Source organism: Actinomadura luzonensis (assembly GCF_022664455.2).
Taxonomy (GTDB): Bacteria; Actinomycetota; Actinomycetes; order Streptosporangiales; family Streptosporangiaceae; genus Nonomuraea; species Nonomuraea luzonensis.
On the sequence record NZ_JAKRKC020000002.1, the window covers coordinates 811,596 to 834,490 of the forward strand.

Below are 22,895 nucleotides of genomic sequence, written 5' to 3' on the forward strand. Positions count from 1 at the left end.
GACCCCGCCGGGCCCGCGTCACCCGGCGGCGGCGGGCGCGGCCAGCGGCGTGAACAGCTCGCCCAGCCGGGCGACCTGCTGCGGGACGATCCAGTAGTAGACCCACGTGCCGCGCCGCTCGCCGTCGATCAGCCCGGCGGTGCGCAGGACCTTCAGGTGGTGGGAGATGGTGGGCGCGGTCACGTCGAAGGCGTCGGTGAGGTCGCACACGCACGCCTCGCCGTCCGGATGCGAGCCGATCATGGACAGCAGGCGCAGGCGCACGGGGTCGGCGACCGCCTTGAGCAGCGCCGCCAGGTCGGCCGCCGCGTCCTCGGCGAGCGGCTGACGCGCGATCGGGGCACAGCACGATCCCGTACGGGCGGCCACCACGGGGCACCTCCTGCTTCGACTGGTGCCTGAATGATAGGCGACGTCCGCCGGCGCTCGGCGGCCCCGGCATACTGCGACCCACCATCACCCAGGAGAGGCCGCCTCATGAACACGCCATCCACGCCACCCGGACCCGGCGCAGCGCCCGTCCGGATCGGCGCGCTCGTCCCGCTGACCCGGCCCGGCTGGGCCGAGGCGGGCCGGCACCTGCTCGCCGGGCTGGAGCTCGCCGCCCGCGAGGCCGACGAGGCCGGCGGGATCGGCGGCCGGCCCGTCGGCCTCGTGGTGCGGGACACCGCGGCCGACCCGGCACGGGCCGAGGCCGCGGTGGACGAGCTGGCGGGCCTCGGCGTGGCCGCCCTCGCGGGGGAGTACCACAGCGTCGTCGCGCGCGCCGCGGCCGCCCGGGCCGAGGCCGCCGGCCTGCCGTTCCTCTGCTCGTCGGCGGTCCTCGACGCGCTCACCGACCGGCCGGCGGACCGGGTGGCGCGGCTCGCCCCCGCGCAGTCGCACGGCTGGCGGATCTACGCGGACTTCCTCCTCGCCGCGGGCCACACGCGGGTCGCCGTGGCGGCCGAGCCGAGCCTCTACTGGGCGTCGGGGAGCCGCCTCCTGCGGGAGCGCTTCGCCGCGCGCGGCGGCGCCGTCGCCGAGCTCGACCTGCGCGCGCTCGGCCCCGAGGCGTTGTGCGACGCGCTCGCCGCGGACGGCGCGACCGCCCTCCTCCTGCTGGCCGGGTACCCCGAGCCGATCGTGCCGCTGGTCAGGGCCGTGCGCCGCGACCGGCGGCTGGCCGGCGTCCTGATCGGCGCGCCGGCCGGGCAGCCGGAGTTCGCCGGCTGGGCGGCGGCGCTGGGCGGGGACGGCGCGGCGGTGCCGTTCCTCCGTTACCTGCCCGCGCGGTTCGGACCGCTCGGCGCGCGGGTGGCGGCGGCCCTGCGCGAGCGGCTGGGCGAGGAGCCGTCGTTCGTCGCCTACGAGGGCTACGACACGGTCGCCGTGCTGGCCGAGGTGCTGCGCGCGCACGGGACGGACCGGGCGCGCGCCGCCGCGGCCTGGCCGGACGTCACGGTCGAGGGCACCCGCGGCACGATCCGGTTCTCCCGCGCTTCCGGCGTCAGCGTGTGGCAGTGGGCCTGGGCGCCGGTCCAGGTGGCCGACCGGGACCCGGCGGCGCCCGGCCGGTTCCGCGTCCTGCGCGCCGGCTGACCGGGCGCGGACCGTACGTCAGGCCTCGGGCCAGCCCAGGGGGTGCCGCTGGCCCGCCGGCGCCTCGCCCCCGGCCTGGTTGAACGCGGCCATCGCGTCGATCAGGGCGTGGGCCTGCGCCGGCGTCATCCGGGAGATGATCGCGGCGATCTCGGCGCGGCGGCGGGCGGTGACGTCGTCGACCAGGCGGCGGCCCTCCGGGGTCAGGCGCATCAGGCTCTCGCGGCGGTTGTGCGGGTTGACCTTCCTGACGATGAGGCCGGCGGCGGCGAGCCGGTCGGCCATGCGCATGGCGGTGGAGCTGTTGACGTCGAGCAGCTCGGCCATGGTGACGAGCTTGGTCTCGCCGTGCGCGGACAGCACGACCAGCATGCGGAACTGGGGGAGGGTGACCTGGTCCTGGGCCGCGGCGAGGGAGCGGGCGGCGACCGCCACCAGCAGCCGCGAGCCGGTGAGGACGGCCGAGATGACGGCGTCGAGATCCTCGGCGTCCACCCGGCCGGCCGGGCCCGGGGAGGGCTCTTCCATGCTGACTGTTGTACACGTTCCCGGGACGCGCGAGGCACGCCGGGTTCGCGGGGCCCGGGGGGACGGGCCGGCCGCCGCGGCGCTCACGCGGGCGGCGTGGGGAAGCTGTCCGGGGTGGTCAGCCCGGTGCTCTCCAGCAGCCGCTGGTGGTTGAGCACGGCGGCGTTGGCCTGCTCGGCGAACCGGCGCACGAGGGTGTTCTGGGTGCTGCCGCGCACGGTGCCGATGAGGGCGAAGATCTGGCCGTGGGCCAGGCGCAGCCACTTGACGTAGGTGGCGTCGTAGGCCCGCCCGGTCCGGCCGGAGATGTCGGTCATCCACGCCTGCTGCTGGTCGGTGGGCTTGACCGGCAGCGTGATCCTGAGCTTGGCGGCCACGTCGCGGACCTGGCGGTCGAGGGCGTGGTGCTGGGCGGCGATCTCCTCGCTGATCTCGCGGACGCGGGCGGTGCCCGCGCGCTGGATCGCGTCCTGGGCCATGGGCATCTCCCACAGGCCGGCCAGGCGCACCTTGCGGACCAGCTCCCGGTCGGCCGCCGACAGCGGCCCCCACCGGGTCTGCACGGTGCCGGTGTCGGCCTCGGCGGCAGGGGACGGCGCGTCCGTGACCGCGGGGGTGGCCGGGTCGAGGGCGGCGGTGCCGGGGAGTGGCGTGGGGGTGTAGCCGGCGCAGGCGGTGAGGGAGCAGCAGAGGGCGGCGAGGCCGGCGGCGGAGGCGTGGCGCATGATGGTCATCCCGTCCGCGGCGCCTGGGCGGTGGGCGCCGCTCGTCCTGAGATACGCGGGACGGGACCCCACCTGTTCATGGCATTGTGCAAGCTTTGCAGGACGCAAGATGGCCGCCGCGTGGGCGTGGCCCGGGCGGCGCCCGGGCAGGTGGCCTGCCGTGAGCGTGCACTCCGCCGCCGTGAGCCCGGTCGTCGCCGTCCCCATGGACTTCGCCGCCCTGGTCGAGGGCGTCGGCCGGGCGGTCGACCTGGCCGGCGTCGTCATGATCGCGCTGGGGGCGCTGGCCGCCACCGTGCGCTTCGGCCTCGACGCGCGGCGGCGCCCGCACTTCCACGACGCCTACCGCGCCTACCGGCAGGGGCTCGGCCGGGCCATCCTCCTGGGCCTGGAGTTCCTGGTGGCCGGGGACATCATCCGCACGGTCGCGGTCGCGCCGACGTTCGCGGGCGTCGGCGTGCTCGCGCTGATCGTCCTGATCCGCACCTTCCTCAGCTTCTCGCTGGAGGTCGAGCTGGACAACCGGCTGCCCTGGCGGCCGGGCCCCGCGCCGGGCGCGCGGCCGGCGGCGGACGGCGGGACCCCGCCGGGGGAGCGCCGGCCCGGCCCCCGATAACGTGCCGGACCATGACACGCGCATGGATGCTGCCAGGGCTGCTGGCGCTGTGCGGCCTGGCGGCGGCGGCCACGCGGCTCGCCGCGGGCGAGCCCGTCCCCGCGGCCGTGCTGTTCGCTGTGTTCGCCCTGGCCGCCGTCTGGTTGTCGCCGCTGATGTTCCCGCGGCCGGTCGGCGCGGCGCGGGCGCGCGAGCTGAGCGCGGCCGACGGCCGGCCGGTCGTCTACTGGCGGGCGGGGTGCCGCTACTGCCTGCGGCTGCGGCTCCGGCTGGGCCGCGACGCCCGGCGGGCGCACTGGGTGGACATCTGGCGCGACCCGGAGGGCGCGGCGGCGGTGCGCGCCGTCGCCGGCGGCTCGGAGACCGTGCCGACGGTCGTCGTGGACGGCGAGGCGCACGTCAACCCCGACCCCGGCTGGGTGCGGAGCCGTCTGCGCCCGCCTCGGTGAGCGCCCGGGAGCGGGCCCGGGAGTGGGCGCCGGCGCGCCCAGCCCAGGCGGGCGGGCTTGAGCGTGCCGAGCAGGGGACGTGCGCGTGCGCGTCGATGAGCGGCGTCCCGCCGAGCATGCTCACACCCTCGTCAGGTCGTAGTCGCCCTTGCGGCCGGTGCCGTAGCGGCGCAGCGCGCCGTCGGGGCCGGCGGCGTTGGGCCGGGAGAAGATCCAGTTCTGCCAGGCGGACAACCGCCCGAAGATCTTGGTCTCCATCGTCTCGGGCCCGGCGAAGCGGTGGCTGGCCTCCATGCCGGTCAGCGCGTCGGGGGAGAGCGAGGCGCGTTCCTCCAGCGCGAGGCGCAGCTCCTCGGCGAAGTCGAGGTCGTCGAGCGCGAGGGTGACCAGGCCGAGCCGCGCCGACGCGGCGGCCTCCAGCGGCTCGCCGAACCGGGCGCGGACGGCCGCCAGCTCGCCGTCACGGCCCCAGAACCGGGAGCCCAGGCGCGACAGGCCGTTGCCCATCGGGTAGAGGCCGTCGTTGGACGGGGTGAGCCACAGCGCGGCCGGGCCGTCGTCGCGGTCCTCGCGCACGCCCTCCAGCATGTACTGCCGGTCGGCGGCCAGGGCCAGCTCGGCCAGCAGCCCGGCGAAGGCGGTGCCGGGGTCGAGCACGGCGACGAGGCTGCGGCTGGTCACGTCGAGCCGTTTCAGCGTGCGCTTGTAGTAGTGGCGCACCTCGCTCGCGAACCAGTCGTCCGCCTCGCGCAGCCGGGCGTCGTGGGCCAGGACGAGCGCCGGGTCGCCGGTGGCGCGCAGCACCCAGATGCCGAGGGCGGGCTCGTTGGCGCGCAGGTGCAGGATCAGGTCGTCGAGCGCGCGGGTCACGGCGAGCGGCCAGTACGCGGCGCCCTCCGTGACGGGGTCGGCGGGCGGGGGCCCCGGCGGGCCGGTGACCGTGATGTCGGCGCGGCGGCCGGCCCGGTCCAGCCGGGCGCTCACGTACGGGTAGCGGATCACGTCGCCGCCGTCGCCGTCGCCGTCGCCGTCCTCGCGCTCCAGCGGCGTCAGCGGCACGCCGGCCGCGCCGGAGGGCCGGGCGGAGCGGGCCGCCGCCCCGGCCGCCCGCCGGGCCACCTCCGCCGCGAACGCGTGCCGCGGCACGGCGGCGTCCACCAGGCCCCACGCGACGGCGGCAGGCCCGCGCAGCCCCTCGGGCCTGGTGGCGAACACGTCGGCGAGGTCCCTGCGCACGTGCCGCTTGTCGGTCAGCCGGGTCAGGCCGCCGGTGCCCGGCAGCACGCCGAGCAGCGACACCTCCGGCAGCGACACCGCCGAGGAGCCGTCGTCCACCAGGACGATCTCGTCGCAGGCGAGCGCCAGCTCGTAGCCGCCGCCCGCGGCGGTGCCGTTGAGCGCGGCGATCCAGGTCTGGCCGGAGTGCTCGCCGGCGTCCTCGATGCCGTTGCGCGTCTCGTTGGTGAACTTGCAGAAGTTCACCTTCCAGGCGTGCGAGGACTGGGCCAGCATGCGGATGTTGGCCCCGGCGCAGAACATCCGCTCCAGGCCGCCGGTCAGCACCACCGCCTTCACCCCGGGGTGCTCGAAGCGCAGCCGCTGCGTCAGGTCGTACAGCTCGATGTCCACGCCGAGGTCGTAGGAGTTCATCTTCAGCTCGTAGCCGGGGACCAGGCCGCCCTGCTCGTCCACGCGCAGGGTGACGGTGGCCACCGGCCCGTCCACCCGCAGCGTCCAGTGGCGGTAGCGGTCGGGGGAGGTCGCGAAGCTGACGGTCATGGTCCTTCATCCTCGACGCCCGTGTAAGACAGCGTCAAGGGTTTGTAGTATGTGACGGGCGCGGCCCGCCGTCCTGGCAGAATGCGCGTGGTGACGATGCCGGACTCCTGGGAGGGGCGCGAGGTGGCCCCGCGCGACGAACGCCCGCGCGAGCGGACCTCCGCCAGCGCGCGCTCGCTGCTGCTGACGATCCTCGGCGAGTTCGTGATGCCGCGCGGCGGCCAGGCGTGGACGGGCAGCCTGGTCGGCGCCCTCGGCGAGCTCGGCGTGGAGGAGAAGTCCGCCCGCCAGGCCCTGTCGCGCACCGCCGCCGAGGGCCTGCTGGAGTCCGAGCGGCACGGCCGCAAGGCGCGCTGGCGGCTCACCCCGGCCGGCGACCGGCTGCTGCGCGAGGGCACCGAGCGCATCTACGGCTTCATGCGCCGCCCCCACGAGTGGGACGGCCGCTGGCTGGTCCTCGTCGCCGGCGTGCCCGAGACGCAGCGCCGGCTCCGCCACCGGCTGCGCACCCGGCTCACCTGGCTCGGCCTCGGCTCCCCCTCGCCCGCGCTCTGGGTCGTCCCCGACGCAGGCAAGGAGGCCGCGGTGCGCGAGGTGATCGGCGAGCTCGGCCTGACCGGCCGCGCCCACGCCTGGACCGGGCCGGCCGCCGAGATCGGCGACACCGCCGCGCTGATCGCCGCCGCGTGGGACCTCGGCGACGTGGAGAAGCGCTACCTGCGCTTCATCGAGCGCTTCGCGGACCTCGCCCCGGGCTCGGCCGCGGCGGCGTTCGTCCATCAGGTGCATCTCGTGCAGGAGTGGCGCCGCTTCCCCTTCCTCGACCCCGACCTGCCCGCCGAGCTGCTCGACCACGCCTGGCCGGGGCCGCGCGCCGCGGCCGTCTTCCACGACCTGCGCAACCGGTGGCACCGCCGCGCGCAGGCCGAGTGGGACCGCATGGAGGACGACGCCGCCACCCGCCACTGAGGGCGCGAGGGATCCCCACCGATCAGAGCAGGCCCTCCTCGGCCAGGTGCACGTAGTCGAACTCGACCGGCTGGTCGTTGATGCCCGTCCGCGGCGGGGCGATCCAGCTCGCGAACGCGCCGTACTCGTACTCGGGGACCATGAGGGAGGCGACCAGCTCGCGGTCGGCGGGCGTGGGCAGCCACGCGGCGGCGCGGGCCCGCCACTCCTGCTCGCCCACGACCTCGCCGTACGGGGTGACGTGGTGGCCGGCGTACACCCCGACGCGGCGGTTGAAGCCCTCGTGCGGCAGGTACAGGCGCTCGCCGAGGCCCGCGCCGGCGAGGACCTGGTTCCAGCGGCGCACGCCGTGGGAGCAGTCGGCCACGTACTCGTCGCGCAGGTCGAGGTTGAGCGCGCCGAGCAGCGGCACGGTCCGCGAGGCGATCCGGCCGCCCGCGACGAAGCGCAGCTCGCGGGTGGCGTCGAGCAGCACGTGGTCGTCGTCGCGGCGGCCCTCCATCCAGCGTCCCTTCAGCCCCGAGCTGTAGTACGTGCCCGCGTTGGCCGACTGCTCGGAGCCGAACAGGTCCATCGAGACCGAGAACTGCAGGTTGAGGTAACGCTGGACGACGTCGAGGGGGATGCCGCCGTACGGCAGCACGTCGGCGGTGCCGTGCCGCCGCATCAGCTCCGCCGTCCGCTCCAGCACCCGCTGCACGCCGGTGGTGCCCACGAACATGTGGTGGGCCTCCTCCTTCAGCATGAACTGGCAGGTGCGGGCGAGCGGGTCGAAGGCCGACTCCTTGAGCGTGCCGAGCTGGTACTTGCCGTCGCGGTCGGTGAAGCAGGTGAACATGAAGAACTGCAGCCAGTCGGTGGTCTCCTCGTTGAACGCGCCGAGGATGCGGGGCGCGTCGAGGTCGCCGGAGCTGCGCCTGAGCAGCTGCTCGGCCTCCTCCCTGCCCTCCCTGCCGAAGTAGGCGTGCAGCAGGTAGACCATCGCCCACAGGTGCCGTCCCTCCTCCACGTTGACCTGGAAGAGGTTGCGCAGGTCGTAGATGCTGGGCGCGGTGCCGCCGAGGGCGCGCTGCTGCTCGACGCTGGCGGGCTCGGTGTCGCCCTGCACGACGATCAGGCGCATGAGGGCGGCGCGGTGCTCGCCGGGCACCTCCTGCCAGGCGGGCTCGCCCTTGTGCCGGCCGAAGCCGACCCTGCGGTCCGGGTCGCGCTCGGCGAGGAAGATGCCCCAGCGGTACTCGTCCATGGGGACGTGGGCGAAGTGCGCCCAGCCGTCGCGGCCCACGGCGACGGCGGTGCGCAGGTAGACGTCCCTGGTCGGCAGGGCCGGGCCGAGCTGCTTCCACCAGTCGAGGAACCTGGGCTGCCAGCCCTCCAGCGCGCGCTGCAGGCGGCGGTCGCCGGCCAGGTTCACGTTGTTGGGGATGCGTGCGCCGTAGTCCACGCGGCTGAGCGGGCCCGCGGGGGAGGGGGCCGCGCCGGTGCGGGGGTCGGTGCTCATCGCTGGCTCTCCTCGCGACGTCGGGTGCGGGCCGGGCCTCCCCTCAACATGCCACAGTCCGCTCGTGTGCCGGAAGAGCTGTGTAGCGCTTCTCCGCGCTGCCGGGGCCTGTCCCGGGCGCCCGTCAGCGGGCGGCGCGCCACGCCGACGGGGTGGCGCCGCGCGCCCGCTTGAACGCCACGCTGAACGCGAACGCGTCCTGGTAGCCGACCCGGCGGGCCACCTCGGCCACCGTCTCCCGGCCGTCGCGCAGCAGGTCGGCGGCAAGGGTCATGCGCCAGTCGGTGAGATAGCCGAGCGGCGGCCGGCCCACCAGGCCGGTGAAGCGCTGGGCGAACGCGGCGCGCGACAGGCCGACCTCGCCGGCCAGCGCGGCGACCGTCCACCGGCGGGCCGGGTGCTCGTGGAGGAGACGCAGCGCCTCGCCGATCGCCGGGTCGGACAACGCCCGGTACCAGGCGGGCGGCGCCGCCTCCGGCCGGGTGCACCAGGCCCGCAGCGCGATCACCAGGATCAGGTCCAGCAGCCGCGCGAGGACCGCGTCCTGGCCGGGCTCGTCGCTGGCGGCCTCGGCGGACAGCAGCCCGAGCAGCGCCCTGGTGCGCGGCCCCGCCGGCACCACCGCCAGCGGCGGGAGCAGGCCCAGCAGCCGGGCGGCCACGTCGCCGCGCAGGTCGTACACGCCGCGCAGCATGACCGTGGCACCCGCTGGGCCGCCCGCTGTGCCGGCGCCGTACGTGCGCGGGACCGGCTCCGGGCCCGTCCACTCCACCGGCGCGCCGCCCGGCAGGAACTTGCGCCCGCCGCGGATCACGTACTGCGGGGCCGTCGCCGGATCGTCGGTGATCGTGTACCCGCCCGGCGCGGTGACCAGGGCGATGTCACCGGCCGCGAGCGCCGTGGGCGGCCCGTCGCCGGCCCGGATCGCGGCCCGCCCGCCCAGCGCGGCCGCGACCGTCAGCGGCGGCGCGTCGGCGTAGGTGATGCCCCAGGGCGGCGGCTGCACGAGCCGGCGGACCAGGGCGTTGCGCGCGCGGGCCCGGTTCAGCAGGTCGGTCAGGACGTCCACCCCGCCACCTTAGACGCTCACAAAGGCATCGCGGACTTTCTCCCATGGATCGTCCACGCGCCGATGGGGTTGGCTGGTCGGCATGACGAGATCCATCGCAGTGTTCGGCACCGGACCGGGCGTCGGCCAGGCCGTCGCCCGGCGTTACGGCAAGGAGGGGTACGAGGTCGTCCTCGTCGCGCGCCGCCGGGAGCCTCTGGACCGGCTCGCCCGCGACCTGGCCGCCGAGGGCGTCACCGCCCACGTGATCACCGGCGACCTCGGCCGCAGCGGCGACGTCCCGGCGCTCGCCGCCCAGGTCCGCGCCGCCGTGGGCGACCCCACCGCGTTCTACTACGGCCCCGTGCCGTCGGGCCTGACGTTCGTGCCCGCCGTCGAGCTCACGCCCGGGCACCTGGCGGAGCGGCTGGAGATCACCCTGCACACCCTGCTGGCCCTGGTCGGGGAGTTCCTGCCGGCGATGGCGGAGCGGGGCGACGGCGCGATACTCACCGCCCAGGGGGCCGCCGCGGCCCACGGCCGGCCGTACATGAGCGGCTGGCCGCCCGTCCTCGCCGCCCAGCGCAACTACCTGCAGTCGCTCGCGGCCGAGGTCGCCGGGCAGGGCGTGTACGTCGGCATGCTCTACATCGGCTCGCGCATCCTCGGCACCTCCTTCGACGACGACTACCGGCGCCGCCAGGCCCGCGGCGAGCCCGTGCCCGACCTGCCCGCCGCCGACCCCGCCGACCTGGCCGACCTCCTGTGGTCGATGCACGCGCGGCGCGACCGGCACGAGACGATCGTCTGACCGGCGGCCCCCGCCGCCCGGCGGCCTGGCAGGATCTCCTCGTGACGCGACCCACGGTGACCTTGCGCAGGATCGAGCTCGCGGACTGGCCCGCCGTGCACGCCTGGGCCCGCCTCCCCGAGTCCTGCCGCTACCAGACGTGGGGGCCGAACGACGAGGAGCAGACGCGCGCGTACGTGGCGGCCGCCGCAGGGGAGTGGTCCCGCACGCCGCGACGCGCCCTCCCCTACGCGGCCCACGTCGACGGCGAGGTGCTGGGCATGGGCACCCTGCACCTCCGCGACGCGGCGCACCGCCAGGGCGAGATCACCTACATCGTGCACCCGCGCGCGTGGGGCCGGGGCGTGGCGACCGCCATCGGCGCCGGCCTGCTCGGCACCGCCTTCGCGGAGCTCGGCCTGCACCGGGTCTACGCCACCTGCGACCCCCGCAACGCCGGCTCGGCCCGGGTGCTCGCCAAGCTCGGCATGACCTGCGAGGGCCGGCTCCGCCACACCACCCTGATCAGGGACGGCTGGCGGGACTCCGAGCTGTTCAGCATCCTCGAACACGAGTGGCGCCCGCCCGCGTGACACCGAAAACCGGTGGACCGCGGGGCAGGCGGCTGTCAGCATGGGGGCGATGTACCGAGCGTAGGAACACTCCGATCACGACAGGGGCGGGTCCCGTCACGAGGACCCCGGCCCCTGGTCCGGGCCGCCCGTCGACGCTCGCCCGTCCACGGGCCGCCCGCCAACGGCGCCGCCCCGAGCCGGCCGTACGGGCCGCGGGGCCGCGCCGGCCGCCGCCGCTTCCAGCGGACGCAGCCGTGATCGTGAGCCACCGAAGGACATCCCATGCAACTCCACGAGTACGCGAAATACGACGCCGTCGGCCTCCGCACCCTGATCGAGGCCGGCGAGGTGACCGCCGGCGAGGTCGAGGCCGCCGCCCGCCAGGCCCTCGACCAGGTGAACCCGCACGTCAACGGCCTGGCCCTGCCGCCGTTCCAGCCGGCGCTCGGCCACGCAGGGGACGGCCCGCTCACCGGCGTGCCGTTCCTGATCAAGGATCACGGGCCGGTCGCCGAGGGCGTCCCGTTCTCGCTCGGCAGCCGCGCCCTGCCCGGCATCCCCGCCTGGCGCGACACCGACCTGATGACTCGCTTCCGCGCCGCCGGCCTGGTCACCCTGGGCCTGACCACGGTGCCGGAGCTGTGCGTCAGCTTCTCCACCGAACCCCTCCGCCACGGCCCCGCCCGCAACCCCTGGAACCCCGGCAGGGGCGTCGGCGGGTCGAGCGGCGGCGCGGCCGCCCTGGTGGCGGCCGGCGCGGTGCCGGTCGCGCACGCCAGCGACGGCGCCGGCTCCATCCGGATCCCGGCGTCCTGCTGCGGGCTGGTCGGGCTCAAGCCGAGCCGGGGCCGGGTCCCGTGCGGGCCGGACGCGGGCGAGCCGATGCTCGGGATGGCGTACGAGTTCGCGCTGACCCGCACCGTCCGCGACGCCGCCCGCCTCCTGGACGCCGTGCACGGGCCGGGCGTCGGCGACAAGTACACCGCGCCGCCGCCGCGCGGCCCGTACGCCGCCGAGGTCGGCCGCGACCCCGGCCGGCTGCGGGTCGCGGTGACCACGGAGAGCTGGGCCGGCACGGCGGTCGACGCCGAGGTCGCGGCGGCGGCCGTCCGCGCCGGGCAGGCGCTGGAGCGGGCGGGACACCTCGTCACCACCGCCGGGCCGGCCGTCGTCTGGGACGACGTCGTCCGCGCCTGGGTGTGCGAGAGCGTCGCGATCGCCTCGACGCTGCTGCTGGCCCCCCGCCGGCCCGACGAGGGGCTGATGGAGGCCGTCTCGCGGCAGTTCCTCAAGACGGCCGAGGAGTACAGCGCGCTCGACATGCTGGCCGCCTTCGACGCCCAGAACCGGGTGTCCCGCGCGGTCGGCGCCTTCTTCACCGGCTACGACCTGCTCGTCACCCCCACGCTGGGACGGCTGCCGGCGCCGCACGGCGTCCTGCGCTACGACGACCCGGAGCAGACGCTGACCGGCTGGCTGGCCGCGCTCACCGAGTACGGGCCGTTCACGCAGGTGTTCAACGTGACGGGCGGCCCGGCGATCAGCCTGCCGCTCGGGCACAGCGAGGACGGGCTGCCGATCGGCGTGCAGCTCGCCGCCGGCTACGGCCGGGAGGACCTGCTCCTCCAGGTGGCCGCCCACCTGGAGGAGGCCCTGCCGTGGCGGGACCGCGTCCCGCCGATCCACGCCGGCGGCCGCTGACCCGCCAGAGCCCGGGGACACGAACGCCCGGGCCCCTCCGGGGACACGAACGCCCGGGCCCCCGCCGGGGGCCCGGGCGCCGCGCGGCCCCGGCGACGGTCAGTCGCTGGTGACGGCGTCGAGCAGGTCGCTGACGGTGGCGTCGGGCAGCGCCCGGGCCACCTCGGCCAGCGCGACCATGCCGACGAGGCTGTGCCCGTCGATGACGGGCAGCCGGCGCACCTTGTGGCCGGCCATGGTGCGCAGGATCTCCCGCGCGTCGTCGTCGGCGCCGATCGTGACCGCCTCGCCCTGGGCGAGCTCGCCCGCCACGGTCTTGGCCGGGTCCTTGCCCGCGGCCAGGACCTTCACGACGATGTCGCGGTCGGTGAGCATGCCCTTGAGCCGGTTGTCGGTGCCGCAGATCGGCAGCGAGCCGACGTCCAGGCGGGCCATCTTCTCGGCGGCGACGAGCACGGGCTCGTCGGCGTTCACGCACTCGGCGTCCGGGGTCATGATCTCTCGTGCGGTCGGCATGACGCTCCTCATCGAATGTCGGGGTCAGTGCCGACTGCCCCCCTGAGGCGCGGTGAAACGGGGCCCCGCGGCCGGGCCCCGCGGCGGGGCGCCGCCCGGCGGGCCGGTCAGCGGGCGACGGCCTCCAGCAGGTGCACGTCGAGCGGCAGGCCGGCGCGGGAGGTGAGCGCGAACCCGGCGGCGGCCAGCAGCTCGCGGTACTCCTCCAGGGTGCGCTCGCGCCCGCCGGCGTTGTTGACCATCATGTGGACGTCCCACGCGGCGGCCAGCGACGGCTCCCCGGCCCGCTCGGGCAGCAGCCGCTCGACGACCGCGAGCCGCCCGCCCGGCCGGGTCGCCTCCCGGCAGCGGGCGAGGATGCGGGCGCAGGCGGCGTCGTCCCAGTCGTGCAGGACGCGCGAGAGCACGAGCAGGTCACCGCCCGGCACCCGGGAGAACAGGTCGCCGCCCACCGCGCTGACCCGGCCGCCGTGCCGGGCCACCAGGGCGGGCCGCGCGGCCGCGACCGTCGCGGGCGTGTCGAACAGCACCCCCGTCACGTGGGGCGCGGCGTCCAGGAGGCGGCCGAGCAGCGCGCCGGTGCCGCCGCCGAGGTCGGTGACGGTGCCGACGCCGTCGAGGTCGAGCCGGTCGGCGACCGCGTCGAAGACGTCGCGGCACTGGTCGGACATGGCGAGCTGGAAGACCGCCGCGTCGCCGGGGCAGGCGTCGAGGTGCGCGAAGGGCGCGAGCCCGTAGGCCAGCTCGAACCCGCTCGGCGCGGCGCCGCGCACCGCGCCGGGCAGCTCGCCGAAGCTGCGGTAGAACAGCCCGCCGTACAGCAGTGCGACGCCGTGCAGCGAGGAGGGGGAGTCGCGGGCCAGCGTCGTGCCCAGCGGGGTCAGCGCGTACGCCTCGCCGGCGCGGCGCACGACGCCGAGCTGTTCGAGGTAGCGCAGCAGCCGGCCGAGCCGGTCGGCCGGGCAGGCGGTGGCGCGGGCCAGCTCGCCGAGGGTGCGGTCGCGGGCGTGCAGCAGGTCGGCGACGCCGAGCTCGGCGGCGGTCCGCAGCGCCTGGGTGGTCCACGCGCCGGTGAGCAGGCCGAGCATGTGCCGCCGCTCCTCGGGGGCGCCGAGGTGGCGGGCCAGCTCGGCGCGGGCCTGCCCGGCCGCGACGATCTCCAGCCGGTCGCCGCCCCGCCGCCGGAAGTAGAACACGCTGCGCCCGGAGGGGCCCTCGCCGGGGTTGAAGCCGCCGCCGTCGGGCAGGCAGCCGTCGGCGCGCAGCGCCTCCAGCACGCCGAGGGACGCGGCGGGCGCCTCGTACGCCAGGTGCGTCTCGCGTTCGTGCAGCCGCTCGTCGCCGGCCACCTCCGGCGGGCAGCCGGTCGCGAGGAACAGCTCCAGCGTCCGCCCGCCGCCGGCGTCGAGGTGGGCGATGGTGACCTCGGGGCCGGCGAGGCCGTAGCGCCGGGCCAGCCGCTCCTTGACGATCACGCTGGGCAGCCTCCTGACCACGGGCAGCCCGGCCAGCGCCGCCTCGGCCGAGCGCGGGAACACCAGCAGCCCCGCGTGGTCGAAGCGCAGCCCGTACGGCCCGTCGCCGCCGTCGCGCGCCACCTGGGCCATCCTGCCGAGCCGCGCGGCGTCGGCCTCATCCAGCGCGCCGGACGCGATCTCCGGCGACAGCACGTTCCCCTGATCCACCGGCACAGGCTAACAGCACTGCCCGTAGTCGATGGACCGCTCTGCGTAACGTCAGGGGCGGTGGACCCCGGGACGCGTCCCGGCCGGGGCGGGGGAGAAGAGAGGGGCGGGCAGCAGCTTGCCGAAGGGGACCGCGCGCAGGACGCGCAGCCGCTCCCCGGCGGCCGGATGGCCGTGCTCGGCGGCCAGCCGGTAGTAGAAGCGGGCGATGACCAGCTTGGCCGGGCCCTCCTCCTCGTACGCCTGCCCGAGGGCGAAGGCCAGCTCCGCCGCCAGCTCGGCCGGGCGCGGGTGGGCCGCCAGCGCCTCGGCGTGCGGGTGGCGGTGACGGGCCGCGACGTGCAGCCAGTAGCCGGCGGCCGAGCGGTCGCCGGTGAGCAGGGCGATGATCGCCAGCCGGCAGGCGGCGTCAGGGTCGCCGTCGCCCGCCAGCCGCATCAGCCGGTCGACGGTCCTGGTGGTGCGCCGCTCGGCCTCGTCGGCGGGCGTCCTGAACAGGTCGTGTGAGCCGGTGACCCGCGGCCGGGCCGGCTGCTCGCTGCGGGCGGCGCGCCAGCGGGCCTGCCACTGCTCCACCGTGCCGAGGGCGTCCGTGGGCAGGCCGGTCAGCTCGGCGTGGCGGTGGCAGACCTTCACGAAGGAGGCGACCAGCCCCCAGTCGGGCAGGCGCTCCCGCTTGCCGGTGAGGATGTCGTTGACCGTGCTCGCCGGCAGCTCCTTGGGCACGCCCGGCGCGCGCGACAACTGGTGCATCGTCGAGTAGCTCGGCTGGCCGGCGGCTTCCCGCAGCCCCACGAGCGCGGCTATGAAGGCGGGATGGGATCCGGCCCGGTAGGTGTCAGTCATCGTCCTTGGTTGGATCGAATGGTCATGATGGCGGCCATATTTTCAGAGAATGTCTCGCGGTCGATGACACTTCGCGGATTCCATCTCGTCCGGTCGCCGTGGTCACGGGGCCTGTCAGACGTCGCAGGAGTCCCAGAGGCGTGCGACGCGCTTCCGCCCGGACGGATCCGGACGGAAGCGGAGGAAACCGGAGGAGACCGGAGGAGACCGGAGGCCCACCCGCCGGGCGCGGGCGCTCCGGTGTCGTCCGGCCTCCTCCGAGCCCGGGCGGACCGGTGGCCGGCGGCCCGCGCGCGGCGGCAGCGTGGGGCGCGATCCACCGCCCCTCCCGGAAGGCCGCCGCCCCATGCCGCTGCTCACGGCCCGCCCGTCCAGCATGGCCTACCGCTCTGACGCGCCCTGCCCGGCCGACGAGCACCTGCTGGTCACGCTCGTGACGACGTGGGTGCTGGCGACGGGACGCCGGCCGCCCGCCGCCCGCCCGGGCGACCTCACGGCCGAGGAGCTGATCGAGTTCTGGGCGGACGACCGTCTGTGAAGCATCGAGAAAGAGGACCCATGTTCACCACCCGGCAGTTGCTCACGCTCACCATGGCGCTCACCGTCGCCGCCATCACCTGCGCGCTCGTGCTGGCCGGCGGCGTCGCGTGGCCGGGCGCCCTGCTCAGCGGCGGGGGCGCGGGCGGGGCGACGCTCGCCGCCCTGCCGAGGCTGCTGACCAGGCGCGACCCCCACCCCTGACCGGCCGGCGAGGGTCAGGCGGGGGCGTACATGCGGGCCTGGAGCCCGTACAGCTCGGCGTACCGGCCGCCGGCGGCGATCAGCTCGTCGTGGCTGCCGTGCTCGGCCACCACGCCCTCGTGCAGCAGGTAGATGTGGTCGGCGTTCCTGGCGCTGGCCAGCCGGTGCGTGATCAGCACGACGACGCGGCCGGCGGCGAGCCCGCGCAGCGACTCGTACAGGGCGAACTCGGCGCGCGGGTCCAGCGGCGCGGCCGGCTCGTCCCAGACGATCAGAGGGGTGTCGCGGAACAGGCCGCGGGCGATGGCCAGGCGCTGCCACTGCCCGCCCGACAGCTCGTGCCCGCCGTGGAACGCCTTCGACAGCAGCGTCTCCCAGCCCGACGGCAGCCCGGCCACCACCGCGTCCGCCCCCGACAGCCGGGCGGCGGCCTCGAGCGCCAGGTCGCCGGGGTCGGGCCGGTCGTGCCGCCCGGCCCGCACGTTGACCCGGGCGGTGTGCGGCCAGCGGACCGGGGCCTGCGGCACGAGGGTGATCCGGTCGGCGACGTCGCGCGGGTCCAGCTCGGCGAGGTCCACGCCGTCCCAGCGGACCGAGCCCCGGCCGGGCGCGTACAGCCCGGCGAGGATCTTGGCGAGGGTGGACTTGCCCGAGCCGTTCTCGCCGACCAGCGCGACCGTCCGGCCCGCCCGCGCCGTCAGCGACACCCCGCGCAGCGCGGGCCGGTCGCCGCCCGGGTAGCGGAAGCACACGTCCCGCACCTCGACCAGCTCCGGCCGGGCGGGCGCCGGACGGGTGCCGCCGGCGGCCGTCCTGGTCCGGGACTCGGCCACGAACCGCTGGTAGTCGCGGACGTACAGGCCCTGCTCCAGGAGCTGGTTGGCGGCGAGGACGAGCCTGCTCAGCGACGCCGAGCCGGTGCGCACGGCCATCACCGCCGCCCCGGCCACCGCCAGCGGGATCCAGCCCGCCTGCAGCAGCCCGCCGAGCGCGGCGAACGTCAGGCCGGTGCCGAGGCCGCTCAGCGCCCGGCCGGCCGCCCGCACCCGCACCTGCGCGACCGCCACCCCCACCTCCTGGTCGCGCAGCGCGTCGGCCACCGCCCCGTACTCGCGCAGCAGGAACCCCTCCGCCTGGCAGGCCCGGATCTCGGCGGCCGGCTCGCGCCCCATCGCCAGGTCCGTCAGCATGCGCACCCGCCGGTTCAGCGTGACGGTCCTGGTCATGAACCGGTACGCCAGCCGCGTGGAGCGCTGCACCGACCAGCCGCTCGGCAGCACCACGACCAGCAGCACCGCCAGCAGCGCCGGATGCAGCACGGCCACGGCGACCAGCGCCGCCCCGACCGCGAGCGCCGCGCTGACCAGCTCGACCGCGTTGTCCACGGCCCGGCCCAGGTGGAACAGGGCGCGGTCGCGGGCCCGCTGCATCCGGTCGAAGAAGTCGGGGTCGTCGAAGGCGGCCAGCTCCACCCGCAGGGCCGCGGCGAACAGCTCGCCCTCCGCGACCCGCCGCACCGCGGGCGGCACCCGGGCGTGCGCCGCGGCGGTGGCCGCCCCCACCGCGCCGCGCAGCGCGTACGCGCCCGCCACCAGCCCCATCGCGGGCAGCGCCGTCACCAGGTCGGCGCTCAGCAGCCGCTCCAGCGCGCCCGCCGTGGCCAGCAGCCCGCACGCGGTGGCGGCGGCCGAGACGACCTCCAGCGCGAGCACCAGCGCGGCGTGCCGGGGCGAGGCGCGCGCGACGACCGCGAGCACCGCCCCGGCCGTCGCGGGCAGGCGGCCGATCATCCGCCGCAGCCCGAGGTCGGTCTCGGGCTCGTCGAGCCGCCAGTACGGCCGGACCAGCTCCCCGTCCGCCGTCACCGCCGCCCCCCGCCCACCCGCTCACCCGGGACCGGCCGGGCGCCGTCCAGCAGGGAGCCGGACGGCAGGTCCGGGTCCGGGAGCAGCACCGACGGCAGGGGGCAGCCCGGGTGCATGCGCAGGAGCTGGTAGGCCACCCCGCCGAGCCCGGGCAGCAGCCCCGGGCAGAACGCCTCCCTGGCGAACCCGCTGACCGGCCCGTGCTCCTCCAGGCTGCCGAGCGTGTGCGCGTCCAGGATGTCGCGGGTCATGCCCGGCTCGGCGACGCCCGCCGCGAGCGCCAGGTCGATCACCTCCCACGCGCCGAGGTCGCCGTGGCACAACGTGTGGTTCCAGCCCATGCCGCCCGCCTTGGCGGCGGCCGCCGCGCGGCGCAGCACGTCGAGCCACCGCTCCGGGTCGCCGCCGTGCCGCAGCCGGTCGGCCGCGACGACGCCGATCCCGGCCGCGCCGTGGCACCACGCCGCCGCCGTGATGTCCGGCTGGCGCAGGTCGCGCCAGCTCCCGGCGGAGGGCACGTACAGGGTCTCCTCGTAGGCGAAGGCGGCCTCGGCGACCTCGGTGAAGTCGCGGTCGCCGGTGGCCGCGCCGAGCCGGGCGAGCGCCCAGCCGATGCCGGTCGCGCCGTGCGCCACGCCGCCCAGCCCGCTGGGGAAGAACTCGCTGTCCCACCAGGCGGTGCCGTCCCGCAGCCGGGCCGCCGCCACGAGCCGCCGCCCGATCCGCACCGCCAGGCCGGCGGCCGCCGGGTCGTCCAGCGCGAGCAGCGGCACCACCATCCCGGACAGGCCGCTCACCAGGTCGAGCGCCTGCTCGTCCGGGACGAGCTCGTCCGGGACGAGCTTGGCGGCGCGCTCGCGGGCCTCCTCGTCGCCGACGACGCCGAGCCGCCGCAGCAGCCGCCAGCCCCACACGCGCGAGCCCAGCCCCAGGTAGCCGCCGGCGGGCGGGGGCCGCCGCCGCGTGGTCAGCTCGACGGTCGCCTGGTCCTCGGCCTTCCTCATCGTCCGCAGCACGTCGGCCAGCAGCGACGGCACGCCCGGCACCGGGTCGGCGCGGCCGTGCCCGGTCTCGTGCTCGTACGCCGCCAGCAGCACCGCCACGCCGGTGAGCCCGCCGTACAGGTCGGGCCCGAGCGGCAGCACGGCCCAGCCGGTCGGGTTGAGCACCGGCGCGATCCACGTCGCCGTGCCGTCCTCGGCCCGGATCGCGGACGCCACCAGGTCGCCGACGATCTTCGCGGCGACCGCGCGGCGGCGCCGGTCCAGCCGGGTCAGGTCGCGGCCGGAGGGCAGCAGCGCGCGGTGGTCGGGCAGCCAGCCCTCGTTCAGGTACGCGCTGACCAGCGTCGACTGGATCACCCGCCGGTCCAGCCCCAGGTCGGCGCTCCGCCAGCGGCCCAGCGCCGCCGCGACGAGGTCCTGCTCCGGCCCCCAGGAGGTGCCGCGCGGCCCGGTCAGCCGCCCCACCCGCGGCGTCGTGCTGAAGAACGGCACGTCGCTGTCGAGCAGCTCGGCGACCTCGGCCTCGATGACGGCGGGGTCGTCGGGGCGGCCGGGCAGGTTCCGCGACTGCCGGGTCAGCAGGCTCACGGCCTTGGCGCGGGCGGCCGGCTCGTCGTGCAGCGCGTGCGGGTGCCACAACATGCGGGCCAGCTCCGCGTACGTCTCGGTGGACCTGGCCACCACCCGGACGGGCAGGCCGGCGAACCCGGCCAGCAGCGGCTCCAGCTCGCCCCGCCGGTCCAGGTCGCGCAGCCGGTCGCTCAGCTCGGTGAACCCGGCCACGATCCGGTCCCAGTACGCGCCCAGCACCGGATCAGGGCTCGGATGGTTGACCGCGGCCCGGATCGGCGTCTCGGCCTGGCCGATGCGCGCCTCGTCGGTGCCGGCGTCCAGGATGACGGGCAGCTTCGGCGCCGGCTGCTGGCCGGGCAGCGCGCCGATGGCCGACATGTCCACGCCGCGCCAGCCGAGCGCCAGCCCGCGGCCCGGCAGCAGGCCGGTGCCCAGCACCGAGCCGCCCACCAGCCGCGACGCGCGGTCCACCGCCAGCCCGTACGCCGAGTCGGGCATGGGCGGCTGCGGGGTGAACAACGTCTCGCAGTCCACCACCGTCGGGACGGGGCCGCACGCGATGACGTTCTCGGCGTGCAGGTCGCTGCCGCCGATCAGGCGCATGACCGCCAGCCAGTGGCCGAGGTTGCGGTAGAAGGCGCGCAGCTCCTCCTCGCCGGCGCAGTAGCGGTGGGCGACGTGCTCGGCCCAGCCGTACCCGTCGCCGGTCACCACCCGGGGCACGCTGATCCGCCAGGGGTCGTCCCCGAGCACGGCGGCGAGGAACCGGGACAGGGCCACGTCCACGGCCATCGAGCGCGGCTTGTAGACCAGCAGCCCGCCGGAGAGGCGCAGCACGGCGACGGTCCGCCCGCCGCGGTGGCTGTCGCCCGCCCCGAACGCGACACCCCGCAGCTCACCGGCCCGCAGCTCACCGGCCCGCAGCTCGCCGCCCTGCTCACCGCCCTGCTCGCCGACCCGCTCGCCGCTCGTCAGGGCGCCGAGCTTGTCGCGGTCGGCGGCGAAGCGCCTGGCCAGCTCCAGCGCCGCCGCGCACCGGTTGCCGACCACCCGGTCCAGCCGGGGGCGCAGCGTCGGGTAGTGCCCGGCCAGCCCGTCCCAGAACTCGGGCGTGGCCGCGCCCTCCTCCCATTCCCGCCACCGGGCCCGCGCGTCGGCGCCGGTGAGCCTGCCGCTGATCCGGGCCGCGTTCAGCTCCAGGAGCAGGACGCGGTTGGTGCGCAGGCGGGCCGCGTGCAGCGCGGACGCCTCCGCCGCGGAGCGCAGCACCAGCCGCTCCGCCTCCGTCAGGCCGTCGACGGCGTCGAGCTGGGCCGCGAGCCCGGCCAGGGCCGGTTCGAGCAGGCAGCCCAGCACGACGTCGCTCACCGCGTTGGCGTGCATCTGGTCAGCAGCACTCGAGCCCGGCCGACCAGGTGCAGGCTGTGCCGCAGTGCCCCGACTCCGGGGGCGGCGGGCAGCCGACCCCGGTGCAGCCGGAGGCGGCGAAGATGGACTCCATCGTGATGTCGGCCTCGGCGTACTCGCCGCCGGCGAACAGCGGGCCGGCCGGGTTGTCCCAGCCGTCCACGGTGTCGGCGCCGCTGCGCCAGCCGGCCACGATGCGTTCGGCGAGTTCGGCGGTCATCCTGGACATGACGTCATCCCCTCCTCGAAAGGGTTTGGGTTGGACGTCCGGATTGTGGCAACCGCCGTTGCGCAATCCGTTGCAGCCGGGACGGCCGCCCGCGCCCTCAGGAGCCGGTCCCGGCCGGCTCCAGCACCCGGTCCACGGCGCTCAGCGCCAGCGTCTTGTAGCCGACCGAGTCGAACAGCACGGTGATCCGGTCGGGCTCGCGGCTCATGACCGTGCCCTCGCCCCACGTCTTGTGCCGCACCTTCGCCTGGACGGCGAACGGCCCCTCCTCGGCCGGGGCGGCGGCCGGCTCGGGCCGCGCGGCCGCGCCGTCGCGGCAGGAGTCGCACGCGCCGCACGCCGGGGCGGCGTACGGCTCCCCGAAGTAGGCCAGCAGGTACCGGCGGCGGCAGCCCCTGGTCTCGGCGTAGCCGCGCATCATGTCGAGCCGCGACCGGTCCAGGTGGTGGCGGGCCTCGTCCAGCCCGGCCGCGCGCTCGGCGGCGCGCTCCGGCGGCAGCGCCGGGTCGGCGTAACGGAGGGCGCCCGCGTCGGTGACGGCCAGCGCCCCCGCCCGCTCCAGCAGGTTGACGAGCCTGGTGAGCTGGGACGCGCTCAGCTCCAGCAGCCCGGCCAGCTCGCGCGCCGGCACCTCCCCGGCGTGCCCGCGCACCAGCGTCGCCACCCGCAGCAGCGTCGCGGCGTCGGCCCGGCCGCCGGTGAAGAAGCGGCGCAGCCCCAGGTCCTCCGGCCGGTAGAACAGCACGGCCGTGGCGGGCGCGCCGTCGCGGCCGGCCCGGCCGATCTCCTGGTAGTAGGCGTCGGGCGACTCCGGCGGGGCGGCGTGCAGCACCCAGCGCACGTCGGGCCGGTCGATGCCCATCCCGAACGCCGACGTCGCGACCACCACGTCCAGGTCGCCCGAGGTGAACAGCTCCTGGACGCGGGCGCGTTCGGCGGCCCGCATCCCGCCGTGGTACGCCTCGGCCCGGCGGCCCCGCTCCGCCAGCGCGGCCGCGTACCGCTCGGTGTCCTTGCGGGTGGCGACGTACACCAGGCCGAGGCCGTCCCGGGCGGCGGCGTCCTCGGCCAGCGCCCGGCTCTTGTCCTCCTCGCGGACGAAGCGGCGCACCTCCAGCGCGATGTTCGGCCGGTCGAAGCCCCTGACGATCTCCACGGGGTCGCGCAGGCCGAGCGCCCGGACGATCTCCTCGCGCACGTTCGGCGCGGCGGTGGCCGTCATCGCCACCACCGGCGGGTGCCCGAGCCGCGCGATGACCTTGCCGAGCCGCTGGTAGTCGGGGCGGAAGTCGTGCCCCCAGGCCGCGACGCAGTGCGCCTCGTCGACGGCGACCAGCGACGGCCGGGCCGCCGCCAGCCGCTCGACCACCTCGGGCTTGGCCAGCTGCTCGGGAGAGAGGAACACGAACTCCGCCGCCCCCGCCGTCACCTGCTCCAGGCCGCTGTCCACGGACGTGGTCGAGTTCACCGCCACCGCGCCGCCCGCGTCCGCCCTGAGCAGCCCCGCCACCTGGTCGCGCTGGAGCGCGATGAGCGGCGAGACGACGACCGTGGGCCCGTCGAGGAGCTGCGCGGGGATCTGGTAGACCGCCGACTTCCCGGCGCCGGTCGGCATGACGAGCAGCACGTCACGCCCGGCGAGCAGGTGCTCCATCGCCTCCTGCTGGCCCGGCCGCAGCCGCTGCCAGCCGAACCGCCGGCGCGCCGTGGCCCGCAGCCGCCGGCCGCGCCACCCGAACCGGTGCCTCAACGCCGTCCCTAACCCCA

22 protein-coding genes are annotated in these 22,895 nt (G+C 76.6%); 9 read left to right on the forward strand and 13 right to left on the reverse strand.

The genetic code is table 11. From position 1 onward, the window contains the following. Positions 1-18: 18 nt before the first annotated feature. Positions 19-369: an ArsR/SmtB family transcription factor gene (locus tag MF672_RS33970; protein ID WP_242382393.1), complete on the reverse strand. Its 351-nt coding sequence runs from the start codon at positions 367-369 to the stop codon at positions 19-21. Positions 370-477: 108 nt separating this feature from the next. On the opposite strand from MF672_RS33970, the gene MF672_RS33975 reads away from it, so the two are divergent. Then, on the forward strand, positions 478-1,581 hold the full coding sequence (locus MF672_RS33975; protein WP_242382394.1) for an ABC transporter substrate-binding protein: 1,104 nt from the start codon (positions 478-480) through the stop codon (positions 1,579-1,581). 18 nt (positions 1,582-1,599) lie between these two features. Here MF672_RS33975 and MF672_RS33980 read toward each other — a convergent pair whose 3' ends face one another. Both MF672_RS33980 and MF672_RS33985 read right to left on the reverse strand, forming a co-directional pair. Beyond that, a complete protein-coding gene (locus MF672_RS33980) occupies positions 1,600-2,109 on the reverse strand; it encodes a MarR family winged helix-turn-helix transcriptional regulator (protein ID WP_242382395.1) in 510 nt (169 codons plus the stop codon). A gap of 83 nt (positions 2,110-2,192) precedes the next feature. After that, positions 2,193-2,834: a DUF4142 domain-containing protein gene (locus MF672_RS33985; RefSeq protein ID WP_247815554.1), complete on the reverse strand. Its 642-nt coding sequence runs from the start codon at positions 2,832-2,834 to the stop codon at positions 2,193-2,195. 160 nt (positions 2,835-2,994) lie between these two features. On the opposite strand from MF672_RS33985, the gene MF672_RS33990 reads away from it, so the two are divergent. Then, positions 2,995-3,450: a DUF1622 domain-containing protein gene (locus MF672_RS33990; protein WP_308210591.1), complete on the forward strand. Its 456-nt coding sequence runs from the start codon at positions 2,995-2,997 to the stop codon at positions 3,448-3,450. Positions 3,451-3,461: 11 nt separating this feature from the next. Then, entirely contained in the window at positions 3,462-3,899 is a 438-nt protein-coding gene (locus MF672_RS33995) for a glutaredoxin domain-containing protein (protein WP_242382397.1), read from the forward strand. A 120-nt stretch (positions 3,900-4,019) separates the two neighbouring features. On the opposite strand, the gene boxC is transcribed toward MF672_RS33995, so the two are convergent. After that, positions 4,020-5,678, reverse strand: a complete 1,659-nt coding sequence (boxC, locus tag MF672_RS34000; RefSeq protein ID WP_247815555.1) for a 2,3-epoxybenzoyl-CoA dihydrolase — start codon at positions 5,676-5,678, stop codon at positions 4,020-4,022. A 96-nt stretch (positions 5,679-5,774) separates the two neighbouring features. Here boxC and MF672_RS34005 point away from each other — a divergent pair, with 96 nt between their 5' ends. Next, complete coding sequence (locus MF672_RS34005) at positions 5,775-6,647, forward strand: PaaX family transcriptional regulator (protein ID WP_242382764.1); 873 nt, start codon at positions 5,775-5,777, stop codon at positions 6,645-6,647. Between the two features lie 22 nt (positions 6,648-6,669). Here the strand turns inward: MF672_RS34005 and boxB are convergent, their stop codons facing one another. Both boxB and MF672_RS34015 read right to left on the reverse strand, forming a co-directional pair. Further along, complete coding sequence (gene boxB / locus MF672_RS34010) at positions 6,670-8,148, reverse strand: benzoyl-CoA 2,3-epoxidase subunit BoxB (protein WP_242382746.1); 1,479 nt, start codon at positions 8,146-8,148, stop codon at positions 6,670-6,672. Between the two features lie 124 nt (positions 8,149-8,272). Continuing rightward, positions 8,273-9,217 carry an AraC family transcriptional regulator gene (locus tag MF672_RS34015; RefSeq protein ID WP_242382748.1) on the reverse strand — a complete coding sequence of 315 codons (945 nt, stop codon included), beginning with the start codon at positions 9,215-9,217 and terminating at the stop codon, positions 8,273-8,275. An 82-nt stretch (positions 9,218-9,299) separates the two neighbouring features. Here MF672_RS34015 and MF672_RS34020 point away from each other — a divergent pair, with 82 nt between their 5' ends. The 3 genes from MF672_RS34020 (at position 9,300) to MF672_RS34030 (ending at position 12,262) form a co-directional block, all read left to right on the forward strand. Continuing rightward, a complete protein-coding gene (locus MF672_RS34020; RefSeq protein WP_242382749.1) occupies positions 9,300-10,007 on the forward strand; it encodes an SDR family NAD(P)-dependent oxidoreductase in 708 nt (235 codons plus the stop codon). Positions 10,008-10,048: 41 nt separating this feature from the next. Beyond that, positions 10,049-10,579 (forward strand): GNAT family N-acetyltransferase, encoded by a 531-nt coding sequence (locus MF672_RS34025; RefSeq protein WP_242382751.1) that lies wholly within the window; start codon positions 10,049-10,051, stop codon positions 10,577-10,579. Positions 10,580-10,843: 264 nt separating this feature from the next. After that, positions 10,844-12,262 (forward strand): amidase, encoded by a 1,419-nt coding sequence (locus MF672_RS34030; RefSeq protein ID WP_242382753.1) that lies wholly within the window; start codon positions 10,844-10,846, stop codon positions 12,260-12,262. Between the two features lie 99 nt (positions 12,263-12,361). Here the strand turns inward: MF672_RS34030 and MF672_RS34035 are convergent, their stop codons facing one another. The 3 genes from MF672_RS34035 to MF672_RS34045 all read right to left on the reverse strand — a co-directional run bounded on the left by MF672_RS34035 (position 12,362) and on the right by MF672_RS34045 (position 15,309). After that, positions 12,362-12,778 carry a CBS domain-containing protein gene (locus tag MF672_RS34035; RefSeq protein WP_242382755.1) on the reverse strand — a complete coding sequence of 139 codons (417 nt, stop codon included), beginning with the start codon at positions 12,776-12,778 and terminating at the stop codon, positions 12,362-12,364. Positions 12,779-12,885: 107 nt separating this feature from the next. Beyond that, positions 12,886-14,463 (reverse strand): methyltransferase, encoded by a 1,578-nt coding sequence (locus MF672_RS34040; protein WP_242382757.1) that lies wholly within the window; start codon positions 14,461-14,463, stop codon positions 12,886-12,888. A gap of 51 nt (positions 14,464-14,514) precedes the next feature. After that, positions 14,515-15,309: a hypothetical protein gene (locus tag MF672_RS34045; protein ID WP_242382758.1), complete on the reverse strand. Its 795-nt coding sequence runs from the start codon at positions 15,307-15,309 to the stop codon at positions 14,515-14,517. Between the two features lie 346 nt (positions 15,310-15,655). On the opposite strand from MF672_RS34045, the gene MF672_RS34050 reads away from it, so the two are divergent. Together MF672_RS34050 and MF672_RS34055 are read left to right on the forward strand one after the other, a co-directional pair. Further along, positions 15,656-15,847, forward strand: coding sequence for a hypothetical protein (locus MF672_RS34050; protein WP_242382761.1), 192 nt, complete (start codon positions 15,656-15,658; stop codon positions 15,845-15,847). 20 nt (positions 15,848-15,867) lie between these two features. Next, on the forward strand, positions 15,868-16,050 hold the full coding sequence (locus MF672_RS34055) for a hypothetical protein (RefSeq protein ID WP_242382762.1): 183 nt from the start codon (positions 15,868-15,870) through the stop codon (positions 16,048-16,050). 14 nt (positions 16,051-16,064) lie between these two features. Here the strand turns inward: MF672_RS34055 and MF672_RS34060 are convergent, their stop codons facing one another. The 4 genes from MF672_RS34060 to MF672_RS34075 form a co-directional block, all read right to left on the reverse strand. Next, a complete protein-coding gene (locus MF672_RS34060) occupies positions 16,065-17,915 on the reverse strand; it encodes an ABC transporter ATP-binding protein (protein ID WP_247815556.1) in 1,851 nt (616 codons plus the stop codon). Then, complete coding sequence (locus MF672_RS34065; RefSeq protein ID WP_242383224.1) at positions 17,912-20,875, reverse strand: type 2 lanthipeptide synthetase LanM family protein; 2,964 nt, start codon at positions 20,873-20,875, stop codon at positions 17,912-17,914. The genes MF672_RS34060 and MF672_RS34065 overlap by 4 nt, the downstream gene beginning before the upstream one ends. A 4-nt stretch (positions 20,876-20,879) precedes the next feature. Continuing rightward, positions 20,880-21,128, reverse strand: a complete 249-nt coding sequence (locus tag MF672_RS34070; protein ID WP_242383226.1) for a DUF6229 family protein — start codon at positions 21,126-21,128, stop codon at positions 20,880-20,882. Positions 21,129-21,225: 97 nt separating this feature from the next. Continuing rightward, positions 21,226-22,878 (reverse strand): RecQ family ATP-dependent DNA helicase, encoded by a 1,653-nt coding sequence (locus MF672_RS34075; RefSeq protein WP_242383228.1) that lies wholly within the window; start codon positions 22,876-22,878, stop codon positions 21,226-21,228. Positions 22,879-22,895: the final 17 nt, after the last annotated feature.